Origin of the sequence: Sphingopyxis macrogoltabida (genome assembly GCF_001314325.1) — a bacterium.
GTDB lineage: Bacteria > Pseudomonadota > Alphaproteobacteria > Sphingomonadales > Sphingomonadaceae > Sphingopyxis > Sphingopyxis macrogoltabida.
Map to the genome: position 1 here is coordinate 809,923 of NZ_CP009429.1, position 19,593 is coordinate 829,515.

A 19,593-nucleotide genomic window follows, 5' to 3' on the forward strand; every position below is an offset into this window, starting at 1 on the left:
TTAAGGGTTTGTTCTAATATTGGATATGATAAATATTGGGAACAATAATAGGTGCTAAAAATAAAAACAACATATGATAGCGTCACGATGGCTGAACGGCGTCAGCGGATCCTTTATGAAGTTCGGAAGCTCGTCAATGAGGAGGGGTTGGAAGGCTTCAGCATGCGCGAGATCAGCAAGAGGGCGAACGTCGCGCCCAAGACTCTCTATAATGCCTTTGGAGATCGTGATCGCTTGATCGGTTGCGCCATTCGAGAGGTGTACGATGCGGTTCGACAGAATGTCCAATTCAGGACTTCAGACAGAACGCTTGAGGGTTTGTTGGATCGCGCCATAGTGCTTAATCGAGGAAATCTGAAGGCGCGAAATTACGCACAGGCAGTGGCCACAATCTACTTCTCGCCTAGTACAAATCCATACTTGCGCTCGTTGCTACAGGAAATGGCGGTTGGCAATACGCGAGAGTGGTTGGAAGATGTTCGTGCCAAGGGTGGGCTTCACGATTGGGTGAATATCGATCATCTGACCCGCCACATGGCAAACATGGAATATGGCCTAATACTTGAATGGGCGACGAGCAGCGTGAAAGATTCGGATTACCTTTTTCACTTCGTCGAGATTATTCTCTTCAGTGCGTTGGCGGCAACGCGAGGAGAAGTCAGAGAAACAGCAAATTCCATTCTTACAAAAATGGTAGCTACAGGCGAGCTACCTAAGTTCGAGAACCCAATTATTCGCCCGATTGACGTGCCAAAGTAGACTGCAATGGCGTGCCCTAGGGTCAGGATCTGTAATTGCAGAGCTTGGCGGTGCCGATCCCTTGAGGGTTTCATGGATCTGTCCGCACTGGCCGGGCCGAAGCCTGGTCGTGCTATATCGGGTCTCACAGAGGCGAACGTTGCATTGACTCGAAGCGGGCTTTGCAGCCCATCTGACTACCTTCGCAGATCGTTCGTCCCTGCGTTCCCTCGCGGGACACCGCCCTCGGATCAGCTTTGACGCGTCACCGCTGGCAAACAGACTTTAGCCTACCTCAAGCTTGGAACAAAGTGCCGTCACGCAGCATGGCATGCATGATGACCGCGAGCCGACGGGCGAGTGCGACACGGGCTTTCTTCAAGCCGCGACGCTTGGCGATCTTCATGGCCCATGTTTTCAGGGCGAAGGTCTCACGGCTCCGGGTAAGGATCGAGTTGGCAGCTTCGTACAGCAGCTTGCGCACGGTCCCATCGCCCTGTTTGGTGATCCTGCCAGTCCAATCGAGCTCGCCCGACTGATGGCGTCGGGGCACAAGGCCAAAGTAGGCCCCGGCATTGCGTGATTGTCGGAAGCGTCCGGCTTCATCGACTGCAGCGGCGAAGGCAGCAGATGTCTGCACGCCGACGCCCGGAATGGTCATCAGGATCTCGCAAGCCTGTGACTGGCTTGCGATGACACGCAGGCGGCGGTCCATTTCCTTGATTTGCTCGACCAGTTCTGCGCGCACGGACAGCAAGGATGCGATGGCGTCGCCAAGGCCCGGGGTGTGGGCGGCCTGCATGATCCGTTCGAGGAAGGCCTTCCCTTGACCTGCGCCGGGCCGATATCCGAACGTGGCGCAGAGACCGCGGATCGTGTTGTCGAGCCGGACACGCGCTTCCACCAGATGGCTCCGTGCGGTGATCACGCTGCGAACGCCATGCGCTGCCGGAGATTTGACATGCACCTCCTTGTAGAAGCCGGTGCGCGCCAACTGTGCGAGGCCGGCGGCATCGTGAGGGTCGGTCTTGTTCGCCTTCATTGCTTTGAGGCTCTGGTGCGCCTGGCGGGCATCGATGCACACCACCGGGACACCCAGTTCACGCAGACCGAGGCAAATCGCCGGCGACATGCGGCCCGTTTCGATCACCGCCCGCTCGATTGGACCGTATCGCTCCAGCATCATGGCGATCGCCTCCGGAGAGCTCTCCACTTTCTCCGACACGACCTTCCGACCATTGTCATCAACGATGCAGACCTGCGTGGATTCCATCGACAGGTCCAATCCGGCATAGTGCTTCATGGCTGCTTCCTTCCTTCAGGATTCGACAACCAGAAGTGTGCGCCTCAACCAAGGTCCGAGGGAAGCAGCCGCAATTACACGATGACTCATTGATCAGAGCCAGAAGATGACGGTTGCGGCGAGTGCGACGGCGGAGAAGAAGGCCTTCGGGCAGCGATCGTAGCGTGTTGCGACCCGCCTCCAGTCTTTGAGGCGGCCGAACATGATCTCGATGCGGTTACGGCGTTTGTAGCGGCGTTTGTCGTACTTTACGGTCGTGTTCCGGATTTTTCGGCCCGGGATGCAGGGCGTGATACTGGTCTGCCCCCACCGAGTGGACCGATTGGTTTGTTAGTGCATTAAGCTCATCGCCGCCATATCCGGACGGAGGTGGAGCGAAGCGGAACCGGAGGCCGGATATGGCGGTGTCGCCGTTTCCGGTGCCGGTGGCCGGTAGCCCAAGCTGCTATGCGGGCGGACGGTGTTGTAATGCCGCCGCCATGCCTCGATCAGCACCCTGGCCTCGGCGAGGCTGTAGAAGATCTCGCCATTGAGCAGTTCGTCGCGAAGCGACCCGTTGAAGCTTTCGTTATAGCCATTTTCCCATGGTGATCCCGGCGCGATATAGAGGGTCTTTACGCCGATCTGCCCCAGCCATTTCTGGACGGCGGTCGCGATAAACTCGCTACCATTATCGGATCGTATATGCGCTGGCGGCCCACGCGAGATGAACAGGTCGGCCAGGGCCGCCAGAACATCCTCATGCTTGAGTTGCCGTGCAACGATGAGCGCCAGGCATTCCCTGCTGGCCTCGTCGATGATCGTGAGGATGCGGAACTTGCGACCGTCATGCGTCCGCCCCTCGACGAAATCGTAGGCCCAGACATGCCCCGGATATTCGGGGCGTAGCCGGATGCACGATCCGTCATTGAGCCATAGACGCCCGCGCTTTGGCTGGCGCTGCGGGACTTTCAGTCCTTCACGCCGCCATATCCGCTCGACACGTTTATGGTTCACCGTCCATCCCGCATGGCACAGCAACGCCGTGACCCGGCGGTAGCCGTAACGACCATATTGCTTCGCCAATGCAATGATGTCCTCGGTCAGTGCCTGTTCGTCATCCGCCCCGCGCGGCATCTTGCGCTGCGTCGATCGATGCTGACCCAGCACCCGGCATATCCGTCGCTCGGATACCCGGACTGGCAGATCCCGTCGTACCTGATCGATGCAGCGCCGCCGCCGCGCGGGGCTCAGAAGTTTCCCCGTGCAGCCTCCTGCAAGATCAGCTTGTCCAAGGTCAGGTCCGAGATCGCCCGGCGCAGCCGCTGGTTCTCCTTCTCCAGATCCTTCATCCGCCGCGCCTGGTCGGTCTTCAGGCCGCCATACTCCTTGCGCCACCGATAATAGGTCTGCTCGCTGACCGCGATCCGGCGACAGGCTTCAGCCGTGCTCGCTCCCTGCGCCAGCACAATCTCAACTTCACGCAGCTTGCCGATGATCTCTTCCGGCTTGTGCTTCTTGCTCGGCATTCAATGTCCCTTTCATGGTCCAGACTATCATAGTCTCTGGGCCACTCAGCGGGGGGCAGATCAGTGTCGGTGAGTGCGAACAGCGCGGTCGCAGCGGGGCTACCAGAGGTTACTGACATGGCGCGAGCATTAGCACTCTCGGCGATTTATTCAATCAGCAATAGTTGCTTTAGCAAACGCATTTGGCCTGCCCATTAACTCAGGCCGCCGGGTACGACCGTCGCGATCCGCCGACGCGCCTCCGCGGTCATGGCGCCCTGCGCCAACACAACCTCCGCTTCACGCAATGGTAGCCGGATGCTGCACGCACCGCTTCAGAAGGAGGGTACCAGGAACGGCTGCATATCACTTCACATCGTCGAGTATTGCGTGCCGACGGCTGACTGAAATGAGAGATGGGGCGATGGGCTGTCTTGACTGCCTTTCCTGGCAGGTTTACTCGTTCGATGTTGGAGTGAGGGCTCATTCCAACGAGAAATGAGGGAGGGTGTGAAGTGGAAGGAGCCTTCGGCCAGCTTCCGAATGCGTCGCGTGCTCAGGATGAATCTGCTCGCCGATTGTTCTTGCAGCCATTGTCCTTGGCAGGCGAAGGTTCCTGTGAGGCCTACCTCCTGTCTGCTAGCCCGTCAGTCGATGGCCCCGCAGGCGGGCTAGCCGACCGCGGGATTTCACTCTCCCTGTTGGAGCGTCGCGCGATTTGGATCGGCATGCATGATGCGGCTGCCGGTTATGGACCTCTGCCCTCTGGATCAACCTGGATCAGGCGACTTATCGGCGTTTTTGCCGATGGACCGCGCAAGCAAACCTTCAACCTCTCTCAAATCCCCGTCTTGAAGCCTTTCGGTGTCTTGGTCTGCAGTTCGGCCAGGACGCCGCTGATCTGATAGAGGACAACCGTAAACTGGAGGATCGTAACCCTTGTTGCCTATCTGGAGAGATATCGCCGTTTTCCTCGACGCCACGCCTGAGGGCGAGCACATAGGTCGCCGTGCGGCTGCGATCGCGCAACGTCATAATGCGCATCTGGTGGGCGTCTATGGCGTGTCCCACGAAAACGCGCATCCCACCGAAACCTATGCAAGGGGCACTGCGGCGATTCGAGACGTGCTGACGCGGCAACGGCTTGCCGACGAACAGAAAATTATTGCCGCCGCCCGCCATTTTGGAGAGCTGGCCCGCGAATATGGCATCGGCTCCGAATTCCGGATCGTGTGGCGCGATGACCTGCGCGACGAAAGCATGTTGCGGGCGCTGCACTGCGATCTCATCGTCGCGGCGCATCCCAAACCGGCAGACCTCCCGTCAGGCTGGTCGGCCGAGCGACTGTTGCTGGCCACCGGAATTCCCGTGCTGATGATCCCTGCGGGATGGGGCGGTGAGACGATCGGCGAAAATGTGCTGATCGCATGGAATCGCAGCCGAGAAGCGCGGCGGGCGGTGAACGACGCAATTCCGTTCATCAATTCCGCGTCCAACGTGACGATACTCACCATCGACAGCGGCCGGAACCCCGAACGTTTTGGAACAGAGCCTGGTGCCAATCTCCTTGAACATTTGTCCAGACACGGCGCACGTGTCGAGATCGCCAACATCACGTCCGAGGGCGCACCGGTGGCGGATGTGATCCTCGACCAGGCGGCGGAACGCGACGCAAACCTGCTCGTGATCGGGGCTTACAGCCACCCGCGCACCACCGAGATACTCTTCGGCGGTGTCACTCGATCGCTGCTGTCGAGCGCGCGGGTTCCGCTACTGATTTCCCGCTGACCAGGGCGTATCCAGCCTAAAGACGTTGGCAGAAGATTGGACGCCAAAGATGTTCGATATATCGGAGATAACCGCAAAATGAGCGTCGTAACCAGTGCTGCCGCTTTCCTTCTGATCGGAACGCAGCCCGAAGAAATAGGCGTTGTTCACCAGAATGAGCCATTGGTCCGGACAGCTCAAGCTCAGGCAGCTTCTGCCGAACCATGTCCGATGATTGTGGATTCACAGGGCGAAGTGCAGCCCCCTATCATGATCGGCGAAAGGCCGGTGGAAGCGGGACAATCGATCGATGTGCCGGCGGAGCCTGGAAATACCTCTGAAGCATCGCCGGACGAGATTATCGTAATCGCGCGGGGCGAAGCGCCGCCGGGCGACCCACTCCAGAATGTGAATATTGAGGCCTTCCAGGTGGCTCAGTCGGTCGACAAGGCGCTCGTTGGGCCGATCGCCAAGGGATATGAGGGGGGCGTTCCGAAGCCGATCCGTGATGGTCTTGGCAACGCCTTGCGCAATCTCAGTGAGCCGATAAATTTTGTGAACTTCCTGCTCCAGTTCAAGATAGGAAAGGCTTTGGAAACGGTCGGCCGCTTCGCGATCAACTCGACGATCGGCGCCGCGGGTGTTTTCGACGTCGCCAAAAAGGCGCCCATCAATCTGCCCTATCGATCCAACGGCTTCGCAAACACGCTTGGCTTCTATGGGGTGGAGCCCGGGCCCTATTTCTTCCTTCCGCTGGTGGGGCCCACGACATTGCGCGATATGGTCGGCGATGGCATCGACCTGCTCGTCTTGCCCGTTTCCGTTGGCAAGCCTTTCAACCAGACCGCCTATGCTGTCCCGACGACCGTCATCAACAGGCTGAACGATCGTGTCGCGCGGGACGCGGAAATCGAGCGTTTGCAAGAGGAAAGCGCTGATCCCTATGTGGAGACGCGCAGCTTGTATCTTGAGATGCGGCAGCGGGAAATTGACGTGTTGCGCGGCAAGGGTCGCGATCGGGCAGGCCAGCCCGAAATCGTCATTCCCGACACGCTTGTCGCACCTCAGGCTTCCGATCCATCAGCCGACACAGCGTCAGATTGTGCAAAAACCTTGAGCAGAGGCACGACCCTTCCGATCGAAGACTGAGCAAATTCGCGGCCAGCGACAATGCTCGGATGCTGCGGTCTTCGAGACGGAGAATTGTCGATCAGCGTCAGAGTGATGCCACGCTTCACGAAAGCATAGGCGTTGATTGTTATGCCTATACTGGCGCGTGTCGGGGTCCCGGGCGGCGCCTATCGGGACCCCGGTCAAAACCACCTTTTTACGATAATTCAAAATGATAGATCGTGAAAGAGGAGGGGCGCGCTCCAACACTGATCCACACTTGAAAAGCTGCGACTGCGATCGCGAGCGAATTGGCAACCAAAGATCGGCTTCCGATATCGTCCAGCCCAGGGGAATCGCTTCAGATTAACGGTTGTCGTTGAGTGACGAGTGTTTCGAGGTAGTCCGGGTCGAGATTGGCACGTTTTCTGCGGACTTTGAGGCTGTGTTTGTCGTTTGGATTTCGCACCAGGTTCATGGCGATGTGTTTGACGACAGCCATATTCTGGGGTCCTGATCCGGTTCGCAGTCTTGTGAGGTCGTCGTGGAAGACGACGTCGAGCACCCAGTGGAGCCGGTTTTCGATGCCCCAATGGGCGCGGACTGCGGCGGCGAAGGCTTGGGCATCGAGTTTGACAGAAGTTTGACAGAAGAGAGGTAATAGCGCCGTTCCGAGCTTTTGCGGCCCTCCCGTTCGACGTGGTTTTCGACCATGGCGATCATCGCGAGATGGGGAAAATGGGGTTCATCAGGATAGCGACGATCGGAAAACAGCCATTGAGTGTTGTGACAGACGCTGTGGCGGCGTTCTTCGATGCGGCCATGATCGGCGTCGGTTGTCGTGTGCGCCGACAGGGTCATATCGGTGGGCGGATCGGCAAAGAACGCCACGACATCGGCAAACAGCGCCGGACGGTTGCCCTTCAGCGCGAGCAAATAATCTCCGCCGCGCGCCACGATGGTCTCGGCAATCGCGGCCTGTGTTCCGATCGCATCGATGGTGACGAGCGCACCGGTCAGTTCCAGCCGTTCGAGCAGCAACGGGATCGCGGTGATCTCGTTGGATTTTGCGTCTACCGCTTCCTGACCCAGCACCAGCCGCTGGCGCGACGCCCAGGCTGAAACCATGTGCAGCGGCGCGCGGCCTTTGCTCCTCGCGTGACTACGCCGCGACGTCTTGCCGTCAATCGCGATGATATCGGGTGCCTCGTCGCGCAGCGCCTCGACCCAGGTCGCAAAGCAGGTTTTGAACAGCTCGGGATCAAGCCCGTTAATGACATCATTAAGGGTGTCATGGGCTGGTATCCCGTGCGCAAACGGCAGAAAACGGTCAGAAAATCGAGCCGGTGCTGTCCCCACAGCCTGATCTCGACAAAATCTTCCATCCCCGAAAGCGTCGCGCAAAGCACTAAAAGCAAGACCTCGCGAAGCGGATACAGAACCCGCCACTGCTCCCGGTGATCACGAAGCGCAGAAAAATGATCGAGTATCGAACGCGACGATGGCAATCCAGACATCAATGGCTCCCAGGATATGGAGCATCGTCTGAATCATAACACTTCAATCAACACCAGTCCGTTCATCTGAAGCGATTGCCCTGTCGTCCAGCCCTTGCCAAATTGTGTGATGGTTTCTATGATGGTTTCAGCGGTATCTCGTTGTTGATTGCATCGGATTTCCGCCGCTTTGATGCCCAGTTCAGTTCCTCTTCTGGGCACCATTTACCCCTCTCCTGACATCCCAGAACCATCGACAAAACGGCGGAAATCTGCCATTTTCCCCTTGGTCTTGGTTAGCGTCCGCGCTCGTGGTGTAATTTCCGGTGTAGGCGATGGTGTATTCCGGGGTGGGGCATGCCCCACCCCGGAATGCGGCGTCGCTGGTGGCCACCGGGTTCATCGTTATGGTGGAGTTTGCACACTTCAACCGTGACGAAGAGGAGTTCCCGATGACCGAGGACAGATTACTGATCGAAGAGCTTGCTGCGAAGGGCGGCCAACCGGATTTTTTGCGCACCATCGCCGAGAACGTGCTGCAGCTGATCATGGAGGCCGACGTTGATGGCCTGATCGGCGCGGGTCGCCACGAACGCAGCAGCGAGCGCGCGACCTGGCGCAACGGCTATCGCGACCGTTCGCTGGATACCCGGGTAGGCACGCTGAACCTGAAAATCCCCAAGCTGCGTGCTGGGTCCTACTTTCCGGGCTTCCTTGAGCCCCGCAAGATGGTCGAGAAAGCGCTGGTTGCGGTGATCCAGGAAGCGTGGATCGGCGGGGTCAGCACCCGGCGGGTCGATGAACTCGTCCAGGCCATGGGCATGACCGGCATCTCCAAGTCCACCGTCTCCAAGCTTTGCAAGGACATTGACGAGCGCGTCCATGCCTTTCTGAAACGCCCGCTCACCGGCGAATGGCCGTATCTCTGGCTCGATGCCACCTATCTCAAGGTACGCGAAGGCGGGCGGATCATCAGCGTTGCCGCAATAATCGCCATGGCCGTCAACACCGAGGGCCGGCGCGAGATCGTCGGCCTGCATATCGGCCCCTCGGAAGCGGAGGTCTTCTGGTCCGACTTCCTGAAGGACCTTGTTCGGCGCGGTCTTACCGGCGTGAAGCTGGTCATCTCCGATGCTCACGAGGGCCTCAAGGGCGCGATCACCCGCGTCATGGGCGCCACCTGGCAGCGCTGCCGGGTGCACTTCATGCGCAATGCCCTGTCCTATGTGCCCAAGGGCCAGAACACTGTCGTCGCCGCCGCGATCCGCCAGGTCTTCCTGCAGCCCGATCAGAAAAGCGCAACGCAGGTCTGGCGACAGGTCGCCGACCAGTTGCGCACCCGTTGGCCCAAGCTCGGCGCCTGCATGGACGAGGCCGAAACCGACGTGCTCGCCTACACCGGCTTTCCCACCCAGCACCGCACGAAGTTACACTCAACCAATCCGCTCGAGCGGCTCAACAAGGAGGTCAAGCGCCGCGCCGACGTCGTCGGAATCTTCCCGAACGAAGACAGCATCATCCGCCTCGTCGGGGCTGTGCTGATGGAGCAGAACGACGAGTGGCAGCTCCAGCACCGATACATGCAGATCGAAGGCATGGCCGAACTCAACCAACCCATGATCGAGGAGGAAAATCAGCCCCTACACATCACCGCCAAAGCCGCCTGACGATGGCCCACGGCCACAGCCGAAATTACACCACCTTGACGGACGCGACCTGGTCTTGTCTTTTGGTGTCCGAGGATATTTCACTCGATCTCACTCGAAATGGGGCCACCGGAATAGGCGATGGCCCCACGGCCGTTTTCTGGTGGCCCCATCGCTGGCTTGAGATGTCGCACCGGCTGAGACCTGCTTGCAGGAGTTTGAGTCGATGTCCCTTACCGATGTTATGATCCGTTCGCTTAAGCCGGAGGACCGCCCCTACAAACGCGCGGACGCTGGAGGCCTCTATCTGGAGGTGCGCCCGACAGGCGCAAAGCTCTGGCGCTTCAAGTATCGGCACCTCGGAAAGGATAACCGGATCGCGCTCGGGGCGTATCCGGAAGTGCGCTTGGCCGAAGCTAGGCAATTGCGCGACGATGCCCGGCGTAAGCTGCGTGAAGGCGTCGACCCGCTTGCCGAGCGCAAGCGTCAGAAGCTGATCGCGCAGTTCAATGCCGGAAACACGTTCGGTGACATCGCCAAGGAGTATATCGACAAGTCGGTCGCCGAGGGGCGAGCCGATGCGACGACGGTGAAGGCGAACTGGCTCCTCGACCAGCTCAAGCCGATCGCGACCATGCCTGTCGCCGACCTCAAGCCCGTCGAGGTTCTGGCTGTGCTCAAGAGGATCGAGGCGCGCGGCAAATATGAAACGGCGCGTCGGGCCCGCTCCTTTGCCAGCAGGGTCTTCCGCTATGCGGTCGCGACTGGAAGAGGAGAGAGCGATCCTACTGCCGTGTTGCGGGGGGCGCTGATCGCCCCGCGGGTGACGCACCACGCTGCGCTCTTGGAGCCGGAGGCAGTCGGTGCGTTGCTGCGGTCTATCGACGCATATACCGGAAACGCGATTACGCGGCTCGGGTGTCAGATCGCGCCTCATGTGATGGCTAGGCCTGGAGAACTGCGTAAAGCCCTGTGGCCAGAGATCGATCTCGACAATGCGGTATGGAGTATCCCTGCTGAGCGCATGAAGATGCGCCGACCTCATGCCGTACCATTGTCGCGTCAGGTCGTGAGCTATTTGAGGGAGCTTCACGAGCTTACCGGACCAGAAGGGTTCGTCTTTCCTGCCTTTCACACGTTTCGCCGACCAATGAGCGAGAACACACTCAATCAGGCGTTCCGCCGCATGGGGTACTCCACCGGGGAGGTAACAGCTCACGGCCTGCGGACCACCGCCTCTTCGCTCTTGAATGAAAGCGGCAAATGGCATCCCGATGCGATCGAGCGTTCACTGGCGCATGCGGACGCCAATGCCGTTCGCGGGACTTATAACCGAGGGCGCTATTGGGATGAACGGGTAGCGATGCATCAGTGGTGGAGCGATTATCTCGACGCCTTACGCGCGTCTGACGAAGCCCAGATCTCAGCCCTAACCGCAAAATGAAGTGCCTCCGCTTGCAAAATCCGGCGTTTGTTCCTATGAATGGAAATGTAGATTTTCATTCTGGAGAATGTCATGGCGACGCGGCCAGCCTCCCAAGCGGATCAGGGACGAGTTCTCTCGGAAGCGGTCGCGCGTGTGGCGACGTGCTGGAAGCTGACGAACGAGCAGTTGGGCTCGGTGGTCGGTATTTCTGCTGCAACGGCCTCGCGGCTTCGTTCCGGCAGTTATCAACTTCAGCGAGCCGAGAAGGCGTTCGAACTTGGGCAGTATCTCGTCCGGCTTTTTCGCAGCCTCGATGCGCTCATGGGAAGCGACGATGCGGCGTCGACGTCTTGGCTGAAGTCGGAAAACTTGGATCTTGGCGGCAGACCCATCGATCTGATCCGCACGATCCGCGGTCTGAACGACGTGGCCGACTATGTCGATGATTACCGCGCCCGCGTTTGAGCGAACGCCGAAGCCGGAGCATCTTCGCGCCTACAGTGGGAAGCTGTGGCGGATCGTCGAAGCACAACATCGGATTTCGACCAACCGTCTGGCGGCGGGCACCGAGGATCAAGCGTTGCTCGAGCAGCTTGTGGAAGAAGTGAAACCGAACTTGCCGGTAGCGGCGCGACATCTCCACTATCTGCTCGCGACGCCGTTTCGCTACGGGCATAAGAGTAGCTCGAGATTTCGCCGCGCCGGCGAAAAGCCCGGCATTTTCTACGCCGCAGAGGCGATTGGCGCTGCGATTGCCGAGACAGCCTATTGGCGGCTGCGTTTCTACTCCCGGTCGCCTGGATTTCAGCCGCCGAGCACGACCGTGGAACACTCGGCAATCAGTATCTCGGTCGCGATGGATCGTCTGCTCGACCTGTGTGCAGAACCATTTGTTGCGGGCGCGTCGCTGTGGATGGCGCAGGACGACTATTCCGCTTGCCAGCGATTTGCGTCTGAAGCGCGAGAGATTGACGCGCAGGCTATTCGCTACGCGTCCGTTAGAGATCCTCAGCATCGCGCGAACGTGGCCCTGCTGGACCCATCGGTCTTTCGTAACCCAGCGCCTAGCAACGCTCAAACTTGGCATATTCGCTACGAGCAAGGCGAGTTGATCGCTCTTCGCGCTTTTCCGTCGGAGGAGCGGTTTAGGTTTCGGCCTTCAGACTTCGGCCTCTGACTAAGCTCTTTGCCAAGGGAGTTGGGTCAGACGATCAGCGATTGCGGCGCAGCTAATTTGTCTTGATGTAAACCCGAAGCTGGTCGCGCCTAATGTCGAAGGCGCCAGATTTTTCGATCAGCGAGACTAGCTTGGCGCACCCGTAGCTGCGTGGATCGAAATCGGGCATCTCTGCCAGAAGTCGGCTTCCAACCGCGCTTAGCGGGTACCAGCCATCCAGATCGTCGAGCTGGCCCAGCGCTGCTTGGATGAGCGGGATCGCCTCCGTCGGCTTCAGTTTGGCCGTTTCAGGTTCAGGCTCGGGGCCGCCGCCAATTGCCGTTATGCCTTCAGCTTCGTCGAGCGTAAGGTTCTCGGTGTAGATGAAGCGCTTGCACGCCTGACGGAAACTTTGCGGCGTTTTCTGTTCTCCGAAGCCATACACGGCGACGCCTTGTTCTCGTATTCGGGCGGCAAGGCGCGTGAAGTCGCTATCCGACGAGACGAGGCAAAAGGCATCGAACCGTCCCGAATGCAGAAGATCCATAGCATCGATCACGAGCGCGATGTCGGACGCGTTCTTCCCGATCGTATTGGCGAAATTCTGGTGCGGCATGATGGCATGTGTGGCCAGAACCTCTGCCCAACCCTTGAGCCGCGTGCTGGAAAAATCGCCATAAATGCGCCGAACGCTCGCTTCGCCTATCGTGGCAATCTCTTTGAAAAGGCCTGCGGCTATCCGCGGCGACGCGTTATCGGCATCAATGAGAACTGCGAGCTTGGCAGGATGTTCGAGCGTCGTTGACATGGAACGATCATGCCAGACGGCAATAAAGAAACATTGAAAGCCGCCTACTCGATGATGTCGGCCTTGGCGCAATTCTTCTCAAAGTCGAGCAGGGCGCGCCGCCACCGCTCGCGATTGGCGCCCGGAACGATACTGAAGAATAGAAGATTGGGAGCAACGCGCCCGCGAATGACCGGGCAGTTCGCCTGACTTCCTACCAGTGAGACGAGCTTGCTTCGAATATCGACCGCTCGCTGTATCGGGTCGCATTGGCGAGCGAACTGGATTGCAACGACAGACTTGCCCGCAGCCACATAGTCCGCGGCTTCGCCGAAGAGCGAATATTTGGGCCGGGTTCGCGCGGTCATTGAGGTCACCTCGAAGCCGTTATCCGGATCGAGGAAAATCAGGTCGGCCGACTGCAATTCGGCGATCGCGTTCTGGTGCCAGCTTCCACGGTCATCCGCCGGAACGTGGGCCGCAAAGTAGCAAGTGTCGGGCGGTAGAATCTCCCACGAAGCCACGTTCGAAAGCTTGCGGTCAGCGACCGTATCGAACTTGCCGATCTTTTCGAAGAGCTCGGCGTCCGCATCACGCCAAACCCCGCCTTTGAGATGATGACGCTTCTCGCCATCATTGTTGCCCGGGCGGTCAACCTGATCGGGCGTTGTAAGGTACCAGTTCACCCCGATCCGAAGCTCAAGAGATTTGCTAAGATGCCGGAGCAGGGCATACTTCAAGAAGTCGTGAGAATCCCCGAGATACCGCTCCTGCATAATTCTCTTTCTGTCAGTTGATCATCTCGGGGCGCCGGACCCCGGCCCTGCCGCGTCGAACGATAGGGCCAATTAGACGCTAGCGTCGAGGACATTCCGGAAGCGCGAGAAGGTTGTCGTTCCACTTTCCGTCGGCATAGGTACGAAGATATTTGCCGTTCGGGCCATTCACGACACCGATGTTGCCGCGGTTGTTTCCGACAAGGGTGTAGAAGGTGTTGGTCTTCGCCTCGATGGAATCGATAACCTGCTGGCGCGTCCAGTGCCAGGTCGCTCCGCCGAGGTGGGTGATCCCCTCATAGGGATCGTTGCGCGGCTGCTTGTTGATGCACGTCACTTGCACGTCTGCCATGAGCTTTTCCTTTCCAAATCTGCTTAGGGGGCGTTGGGCCTCAGGCGGCCCGTTTGTGAAATATCGGCGCCTGCACGCGCTCGGCGGTCTCGAAGAAGAGCACTTCGTCCTGCGAGAGGCGGAGAAGCTGCTTCGCACCGAGCGCGAAATATTCGCCGGCCCGGACCAGCCAGAGCTGGCGGTCGGTCGGAAGATTGGCCTTCGCGAGAAGCGAAGCCGTGTCGATCACCTCGGCGTCGATTGCCAGCAACTGCCCGTCAACGTCGACGATGTGGCGAAGTCCGATATCCCAGTAGGCCATGAGCGAATCTCCTTTCGTTCGATGAAAGCAGATTCGCACCTCAGCATGTCAGAAGCTGTCACCCCCATGCTCGCGAAGCAAACAAAGTGCATTTACGAGCATCATTTCCTCGACGGTGCGGCAGGGTGTTTCGAGGAGGAGGGGACTTGCGAAGACGACCGCCGACGTCTGCGCGCGAGAGACGGCAACATTGATCCTGTTCAGCGAGAAGAGGAAGTCGATGTCGCGCGGCAGTTCTTCGCCGCTCGATGTCGTCATGGAGACGAGGCACACCGGTGCCTCCTGCCCCTGGAAGCGATCGACCGTGCCGACACGGACAGCCGCAGGTAGCGCGGCGCGCAGCGCGTTCACCTGGGCATTGTAGGGTGCGACTACCAGAATATCGGTGTGGCCGATGACGCGCTCATTTCCGTCGCGCGCGCGATAGATTGCGCCGATCACAGCCTCGATCTGCGCTTTGATGGCCTCGATCTCTTCGGGGCTGACCTGCGAGCGCCCGAAATGCTCGATCGCGCGGACGCCCGCGCCGACGAGCGATCGCCCGTCCTTAGCAACTAGAGACTGACTGCCGGCGGCGTCGTCCGAGTGGAGTTTGCCCTCATAGAAGGCGACCGAGATATAGTTGCAGACTGCGGGATGCATTCGGCGGCTAACCGGCATGAAGATGCCGCGATCGGCGGGGACGACCCGGTGTCCGTCGATCAAATATTCGAGGCAGGAATCGCCGCTCCGTCCGGGGTGCGTACCTTGAAGCGGCTGCGGCAGCTGCATCGGATCGCCGACGAGGACGAGATTGCGGGCCGCGCGCGACATGGCAATGATGTTGGCAAGCGAGACCTGTCCCGCTTCGTCAACGAAGAGATAGTCGTAGGCCGGCGCGTCATATCTAGCGAAATGCCACGCCGTAGCGCCGACGACATCGGCGGTCCCGATTTCAGGCGCGTCATTCTCGCTCACGAGGACGATGCCGGGATGGGCATTCTCATCGTCATCGTCCGCAGCCTTCTGAACGACACTGCATCGGACCCCGTCGGTCGCGCTCCGGTCCGCGACCGCTTCAAGGAGATTGGTGATCGCCTTGTGGCTGTTCGACGAAACCGCAACGCGCTTGCCCGCACGGACGAGGTCGATGATCGATAGCGCACTGACATACGTCTTGCCGGTGCCGGGCGGTCCCTGGATCGCCAAGGTCGTGCGATCCATGGCGGCAATTGCGGCGCTGGTCTGCGCCGGGAGATCGCCTTCGGCGTTGATGATGCCCTCCGGCCGCGCGCCGTCGCGAAACGTCGGCGCCCCGCGCGTGAGCAATTGTTCTATGGCCCTGGCCATGCCGGGGTTGTCGATGATGGCGTCGGTTACCGCTGCAACCGCAGCGCGCAGCGTCGCGTTGCCGATCGGCTTTGCCGGAATGAGATCGAGCCGCTCGGGCAGCTCGCCTTTGGTCGTCGAGCGGCGCAGCACGAGCAGATTTTTCTCGTGGTCGATCTCGCGCAGATCGACATCCTCGGGCATCGCGGCGGGTTTGACGCAGGGTTTGCGGCCCGCCCTCAATTTGGTCTCCTGCGGCGGGAAGCGATAGGTTCGCTCGAACGATCTTGCCGTTACTTTGACGGGATCGCCGACCGCCTCAAGGCCTTGGACGCATTCAAGGTCATCGACGAGTTCCTCGCTCTCCTGCGCGAGCCGGTCGAAGATCGCCCACCATGCGGGCTTGTCTTCGCGCTTGTGGAAGAAGTTGAGGTCGAGCAGCAGATCGGCGATGTCTTCGCCGAGCCGGTCGCGAACCGGAAGGAGCCGCTCGCGCAGCGCCGCCATTTCTTCATCCTCGGCCTCGACATTCGCGAGCGGACCCGCGTCGGGCACCTCGCCGAGCTTCGGCCACGGCAGGCCTTCAGGGCGAACGTCGCGGATCAGCCAGTCGCGCAGCAGCTGCGTCGAGATGCAGTCGGTGCGGTTATAGTCGTAGATCTTGTCGAGCAGCTCGCCGTCCTGCGTTTCCCGCCAGCGCTCGTAGAAGACGACGCTCGCGCCCGCGGTTGCGACATCCGCCTCGCGCTTCTCCATATAAAAAGCTTCGAGATCCTTGATCGAATAGCCGTTTTCGGAAGCGATCAGCGATCCCGACACCACGCGGAACAGGTCGACGAACCGCCGTTCACGCTGAAGTTGGTCCATGGCGGCCTCGCCGATGCGATGCTCCGCGGTCAGGCGGCGAAGCGCCGCAATCTCGTAATTTGCATAATGATAGATATGCGCCTTCGGGTGGCGCTGGAGATGCGCCGTGAAGAATTGCAGCAGCTCCGCCACCGCCTTGCCCTCGGCGGCACGATCATGCGCCCAAAAGGCGCGGAAGCTCCATTCGCCCGCATCGCGAAACCAGATGCCGTGGAGATATTCGAGGCCGCCCTCATAATAGGGATCGCCCTCGATATCGTAGAAGAGGTCGCCGTCGTCGGCTTCGGGCAGCAGCCCGAATCCCTTGCCGGGCTCATAGTCCCGCAATGCAAATCCCGGAGGCCCGCCGGCGCGTCGCGCGGCCTGGAGTCGCGCCTGCGTCTGGAGCCGCTGCTGGGTCTCAGGAGCGAGCTTCGGGATGCGCTGGTCATGGACCGCGAGGCCGCCGAGCGTTTCGATGCCTGCGGCCTCGACTTTTCCACGCTGCGATCTTGTCATGCCGGCTACCAGGGCAAGGCTGTCGGCCTTGTCCCATTCGTCGCGGCAATGCTCTTTCCAGCGGCAGAGGCCGCAGCTTGAAACAGGCTCGGGCCGCGTTTCCGGACGGTCGGTCAGGAAGGTTTCGAACACCGCCCGTGCATGGCGTGCGTAAGATGCCACGTCGGCGAGCCGCACGGTGAAACGCGAGCCGTCGCCGAGTTGGAGATGCGCGGATTCCGGCCGGACGCCCTGAAGGTCGGCGATCAGGTCGGAGTAGAGCGAGAGCTGGAGAATATGTTTGGGGTCGGGCTTCCGTTTCAGCTTGGTATCGACAACCTCATAGGACCAGCTTCCGGGATTGGAGGGGCGTTCCACCCGTTCGAGAAAGTCGGAATAGCCGCCCCATGCGCCGCCGAGCAGCGCGCCCTGAAAGATGATGTCCGGGCCGGCCGTCATCGCCTCGCGTGTGAGCCGGACCGACTCTTCCAGCGTGATCCCGTCCTTAGGAATTTCGACGACATTTTTGCCCTGCGCTTTGAGCGCCTCGAGAAAGCCAAGTTCGTGGGCGTCGCCCTGCTTCTGAAGAAGTTCGGCTTCTTCGCCATCCTCGCACGGCGCGATGTCGCCGGCCTCGATCAGCCGCAGATCGAGCGTCGTCGCGTGCCTGCATCCCTTGAACCGCATAAGGTCCGAGGCCGAAAGCCTCAGGGCGTCGTCGATCATCCGCATACACAATCCCCTTTATTCCGCTATGGCAGTTCGGGACGACAAAAGCTGTCATGGAGAATCGGATGTCGTTTGCAAAGGCCCAGGACCTTCTCAAGCTGGCGATGATGGCGACGCGCCGTAGCGGGGTGTCACTCGAAGAGATTGTCGAGGAGTTCGGCTGTGTCCACCGATCGGCGCAGCGCATGACGGTCGCGCTTGAGGCGGCTTTCCCGCAGACTGAGCCCGAAGACGGTGACGATCGCAAGCGGCGATGGCGCATCCCCGCGCGGGCGGTGGCACCACTATTGTTGCCGTCGGCCGAGGAACTTGCCGCGATGACAACGGCGATTCGCCAGCTCGACGCGGCCGGCATGGCCGCTGAGGCTGCAACGGTCCGCCAGATGGAACGGAAGGTGAGGGCGCTGATTCCCGCCCATGCTGGCACGCGTTTGGCCGTCGATGAGGAAGCCCTGCTCGAAGCGCTGGGGCATGCTGCTCGTCCGGGGCCGCGACCGGCCGGAACAAGCGAGGTCGACAGCGCGATATCGGAGAGCCTGAAGGGGCCGTTTCTGCTCCGCATTTCGTATCGGCGCCGGACGCAGGACAAGCCGACCGAGCGTGTGGTAGCGCCGCACGGCCTCTTGCTCGGTGTGCGCCGCTATCTAGTCGCTCGCGACATGGCCAAGCCAGCAACGGCACCTCTGCGCCATTACAGGGTCGAGGAAATCTACTCGGCCGAGGTGCTGCACACGAGCTTCGAGATCGATCCCGGCTTCAATATCCGCGAACATTCCGAAAAGGGCTTTGGCTCGTTCGAGAATGCTGCCGAACATGGCGACGTCATTTGGCGCTTCTCGCCAGACGCTGCACCCCATGCCCGGCGGTTCGTGTTCCACCCTACGCAGAGTGTCGAGGAAGAGGCCGATGGGTCGTTGCTCGTGCGCTTCAAGGCCTCGGGACATCTCGAAATGTGCTGGCATCTCTACTCATGGGGGAAGTCGGTCGAGGTGCTGCAGCCCGCTCGGCTTCGCGAGATGGTGCATGGGCATCAGCGCGAGTTTGAAGCCTTGCCGTAAGGGGCGCGAGCCAATTTGACCTCAGGCCGAGCGGGTGACAGTTTTTGTCGTCCCAATCTCCTATTTTGGATGCTCGGCAACCATTGGGAGGACGGCATGGGACTGACAAAGCATGCGAGGCAGCGCATCCAGCAGCGTGGAATTTCGACTGAGGCGGTGGATGCGATCCTCGCTTATGGGACGCGCCGCCGTCATCGCGGCGCGGATGTTTATTATCTCGACAAGAAATCGCGGCGGCGACTGGCTGGTGCATTCGGGCGCGAGCGCTACTCGAAGCTCGAGCGCGCGCTCGACAGCTATGTCGTCGTCAGCGACGACGGGGCGATCGTTACGGCGGCGCATCGCCTGCAAAGGCTGAAGTTTTAGGCCGTTAGTGCGTCTGGACTTGGATCAAATTGCCGGCAGAGGGCACCCAATCGGCGAACGACTTCGGTTTCAGCGCAGGACGTATCTATCGTTGCGATACCTAGGCGTTCAGTTCCGCCTGCAATTCCAAATGGCGTGCGCTCTCCGCAAGGCTGACCGGGCTCCTCCGGATACAGGAGCATCAGCTCACGGGTGGGGTATAGCCGAGCATAGGCCATTAACTGATAAACGTCAGCTTGGGAAACACCGTGCTTGCGGTCAAGCGGATCGCTTGCGAGCTTTTTCCATTTTGTATCAATGATCGCGAGGATCTTTCCGCGCTTCCTCAAAATGATGTCCGGCTTGGTACGGAATACATCCCCGGTCGTCAGATGCTGACCGGTAAACGTACCTAGGGTTAAAACCCAATCAGCCTCTTGAAATTGCTTGTATGTATTGATTCA

At 59.9% G+C, this 19,593-nt stretch carries 18 protein-coding genes and 3 pseudogenes; 9 read left to right on the forward strand and 12 right to left on the reverse strand.

Going from position 1 to position 19,593, the window contains the following annotated elements; translation table 11 throughout:
* The first annotated feature begins 87 nt into the window (after positions 1-87).
* The gene (locus LH19_RS04015) at positions 88-759 is read left to right on the forward strand and encodes a TetR/AcrR family transcriptional regulator (protein WP_039575427.1); all 672 of its coding nucleotides are present in this window, start codon (positions 88-90) and stop codon (positions 757-759) included.
* 274 nt (positions 760-1,033) lie between these two features.
* Here the strand turns inward: LH19_RS04015 and LH19_RS04020 are convergent, their stop codons facing one another.
* The 3 genes and pseudogenes from LH19_RS04020 to LH19_RS04030 all read right to left on the reverse strand — a co-directional run bounded on the left by LH19_RS04020 (position 1,034) and on the right by LH19_RS04030 (position 3,549).
* Positions 1,034-2,041, reverse strand: coding sequence for an IS110 family RNA-guided transposase (locus LH19_RS04020; RefSeq protein ID WP_039575425.1), 1,008 nt, complete (start codon positions 2,039-2,041; stop codon positions 1,034-1,036).
* Between the two features lie 93 nt (positions 2,042-2,134).
* A pseudogene (locus LH19_RS04025) lies at positions 2,135-2,335 on the reverse strand (transposase); the annotation flags it as partial.
* Positions 2,336-2,371: 36 nt separating this feature from the next.
* A protein-coding gene (locus tag LH19_RS04030; RefSeq protein ID WP_145923348.1) for an IS3-like element ISSpma1 family transposase occupies positions 2,372-3,549 on the reverse strand; the annotation gives its coding sequence in 2 pieces (ribosomal slippage) (positions 2,372-3,285 and positions 3,285-3,549; 1,179 coding nt in all).
* A gap of 918 nt (positions 3,550-4,467) precedes the next feature.
* Here LH19_RS04030 and LH19_RS04040 point away from each other — a divergent pair.
* Both LH19_RS04040 and LH19_RS04045 read left to right on the forward strand, forming a co-directional pair.
* Positions 4,468-5,316, forward strand: a complete 849-nt coding sequence (locus LH19_RS04040; RefSeq protein ID WP_081997338.1) for a universal stress protein — start codon at positions 4,468-4,470, stop codon at positions 5,314-5,316.
* A gap of 78 nt (positions 5,317-5,394) precedes the next feature.
* Entirely contained in the window at positions 5,395-6,444 is a 1,050-nt protein-coding gene (locus LH19_RS04045) for an MlaA family lipoprotein (RefSeq protein ID WP_081997337.1), read from the forward strand.
* Between the two features lie 322 nt (positions 6,445-6,766).
* On the opposite strand, the pseudogene LH19_RS29795 reads toward LH19_RS04045, so the two are convergent.
* The 3 genes and pseudogenes from LH19_RS29795 to LH19_RS28390 all read right to left on the reverse strand — a co-directional run.
* Positions 6,767-7,000 (reverse strand): annotated as a pseudogene (locus LH19_RS29795) (transposase); the annotation flags it as partial.
* A 98-nt stretch (positions 7,001-7,098) separates the two neighbouring features.
* Positions 7,099-7,922: pseudogene (locus LH19_RS04050) on the reverse strand (ISAs1 family transposase); the annotation flags it as partial.
* Positions 7,923-7,955: 33 nt separating this feature from the next.
* Positions 7,956-8,126, reverse strand: a complete 171-nt coding sequence (locus tag LH19_RS28390; protein ID WP_156343998.1) for a hypothetical protein — start codon at positions 8,124-8,126, stop codon at positions 7,956-7,958.
* A gap of 227 nt (positions 8,127-8,353) precedes the next feature.
* Here LH19_RS28390 and LH19_RS04055 point away from each other — a divergent pair, with 227 nt between their 5' ends.
* From LH19_RS04055 to LH19_RS04070, 4 genes are all read left to right on the forward strand, one after another.
* A complete protein-coding gene (locus tag LH19_RS04055) occupies positions 8,354-9,568 on the forward strand; it encodes an IS256-like element ISSpma2 family transposase (RefSeq protein WP_006954973.1) in 1,215 nt (404 codons plus the stop codon).
* Positions 9,569-9,773: 205 nt separating this feature from the next.
* Positions 9,774-10,991: a tyrosine-type recombinase/integrase gene (locus LH19_RS04060; protein ID WP_054732956.1), complete on the forward strand. Its 1,218-nt coding sequence runs from the start codon at positions 9,774-9,776 to the stop codon at positions 10,989-10,991.
* Positions 10,992-11,063: 72 nt separating this feature from the next.
* Positions 11,064-11,438, forward strand: a complete 375-nt coding sequence (locus LH19_RS04065) for an MbcA/ParS/Xre antitoxin family protein (protein WP_054725015.1) — start codon at positions 11,064-11,066, stop codon at positions 11,436-11,438.
* Positions 11,410-12,150 carry an RES family NAD+ phosphorylase gene (locus tag LH19_RS04070; protein WP_054732959.1) on the forward strand — a complete coding sequence of 247 codons (741 nt, stop codon included), beginning with the start codon at positions 11,410-11,412 and terminating at the stop codon, positions 12,148-12,150. Before LH19_RS04065 ends, LH19_RS04070 begins: the two co-directional genes overlap by 29 nt.
* Before the next feature lie 52 nt (positions 12,151-12,202).
* Here the strand turns inward: LH19_RS04070 and LH19_RS04075 are convergent, their stop codons facing one another.
* The 5 genes from LH19_RS04075 to LH19_RS04095 all read right to left on the reverse strand — a co-directional run bounded on the left by LH19_RS04075 (position 12,203) and on the right by LH19_RS04095 (position 17,729).
* Positions 12,203-12,937, reverse strand: coding sequence for an NYN domain-containing protein (locus LH19_RS04075; protein ID WP_054725017.1), 735 nt, complete (start codon positions 12,935-12,937; stop codon positions 12,203-12,205).
* A 44-nt stretch (positions 12,938-12,981) separates the two neighbouring features.
* Positions 12,982-13,692 carry a hypothetical protein gene (locus LH19_RS04080; protein ID WP_145923349.1) on the reverse strand — a complete coding sequence of 237 codons (711 nt, stop codon included), beginning with the start codon at positions 13,690-13,692 and terminating at the stop codon, positions 12,982-12,984.
* A 79-nt stretch (positions 13,693-13,771) separates the two neighbouring features.
* Complete coding sequence (locus LH19_RS04085; RefSeq protein WP_054725021.1) at positions 13,772-14,044, reverse strand: DUF3892 domain-containing protein; 273 nt, start codon at positions 14,042-14,044, stop codon at positions 13,772-13,774.
* A 40-nt stretch (positions 14,045-14,084) separates the two neighbouring features.
* The gene (locus LH19_RS04090) at positions 14,085-14,345 is read right to left on the reverse strand and encodes a hypothetical protein (RefSeq protein ID WP_054725023.1); all 261 of its coding nucleotides are present in this window, start codon (positions 14,343-14,345) and stop codon (positions 14,085-14,087) included.
* A 48-nt stretch (positions 14,346-14,393) separates the two neighbouring features.
* Positions 14,394-17,729, reverse strand: coding sequence for a TM0106 family RecB-like putative nuclease (locus tag LH19_RS04095; RefSeq protein WP_054725025.1), 3,336 nt, complete (start codon positions 17,727-17,729; stop codon positions 14,394-14,396).
* 62 nt (positions 17,730-17,791) lie between these two features.
* On the opposite strand from LH19_RS04095, the gene LH19_RS04100 reads away from it, so the two are divergent.
* Both LH19_RS04100 and LH19_RS04105 read left to right on the forward strand, forming a co-directional pair.
* Positions 17,792-18,784 carry a helix-turn-helix transcriptional regulator gene (locus tag LH19_RS04100; RefSeq protein WP_054732962.1) on the forward strand — a complete coding sequence of 331 codons (993 nt, stop codon included), beginning with the start codon at positions 17,792-17,794 and terminating at the stop codon, positions 18,782-18,784.
* A gap of 96 nt (positions 18,785-18,880) precedes the next feature.
* Entirely contained in the window at positions 18,881-19,150 is a 270-nt protein-coding gene (locus LH19_RS04105) for a DUF4258 domain-containing protein (RefSeq protein WP_054732965.1), read from the forward strand.
* On the opposite strand, the gene LH19_RS29800 is transcribed toward LH19_RS04105, so the two are convergent.
* Complete coding sequence (locus LH19_RS29800; RefSeq protein ID WP_082395405.1) at positions 19,147-19,590, reverse strand: 5-methylcytosine restriction system specificity protein McrC; 444 nt, start codon at positions 19,588-19,590, stop codon at positions 19,147-19,149. The two genes, LH19_RS04105 and LH19_RS29800, sit on opposite strands and share 4 nt — an antisense overlap.
* Positions 19,591-19,593: the final 3 nt, after the last annotated feature.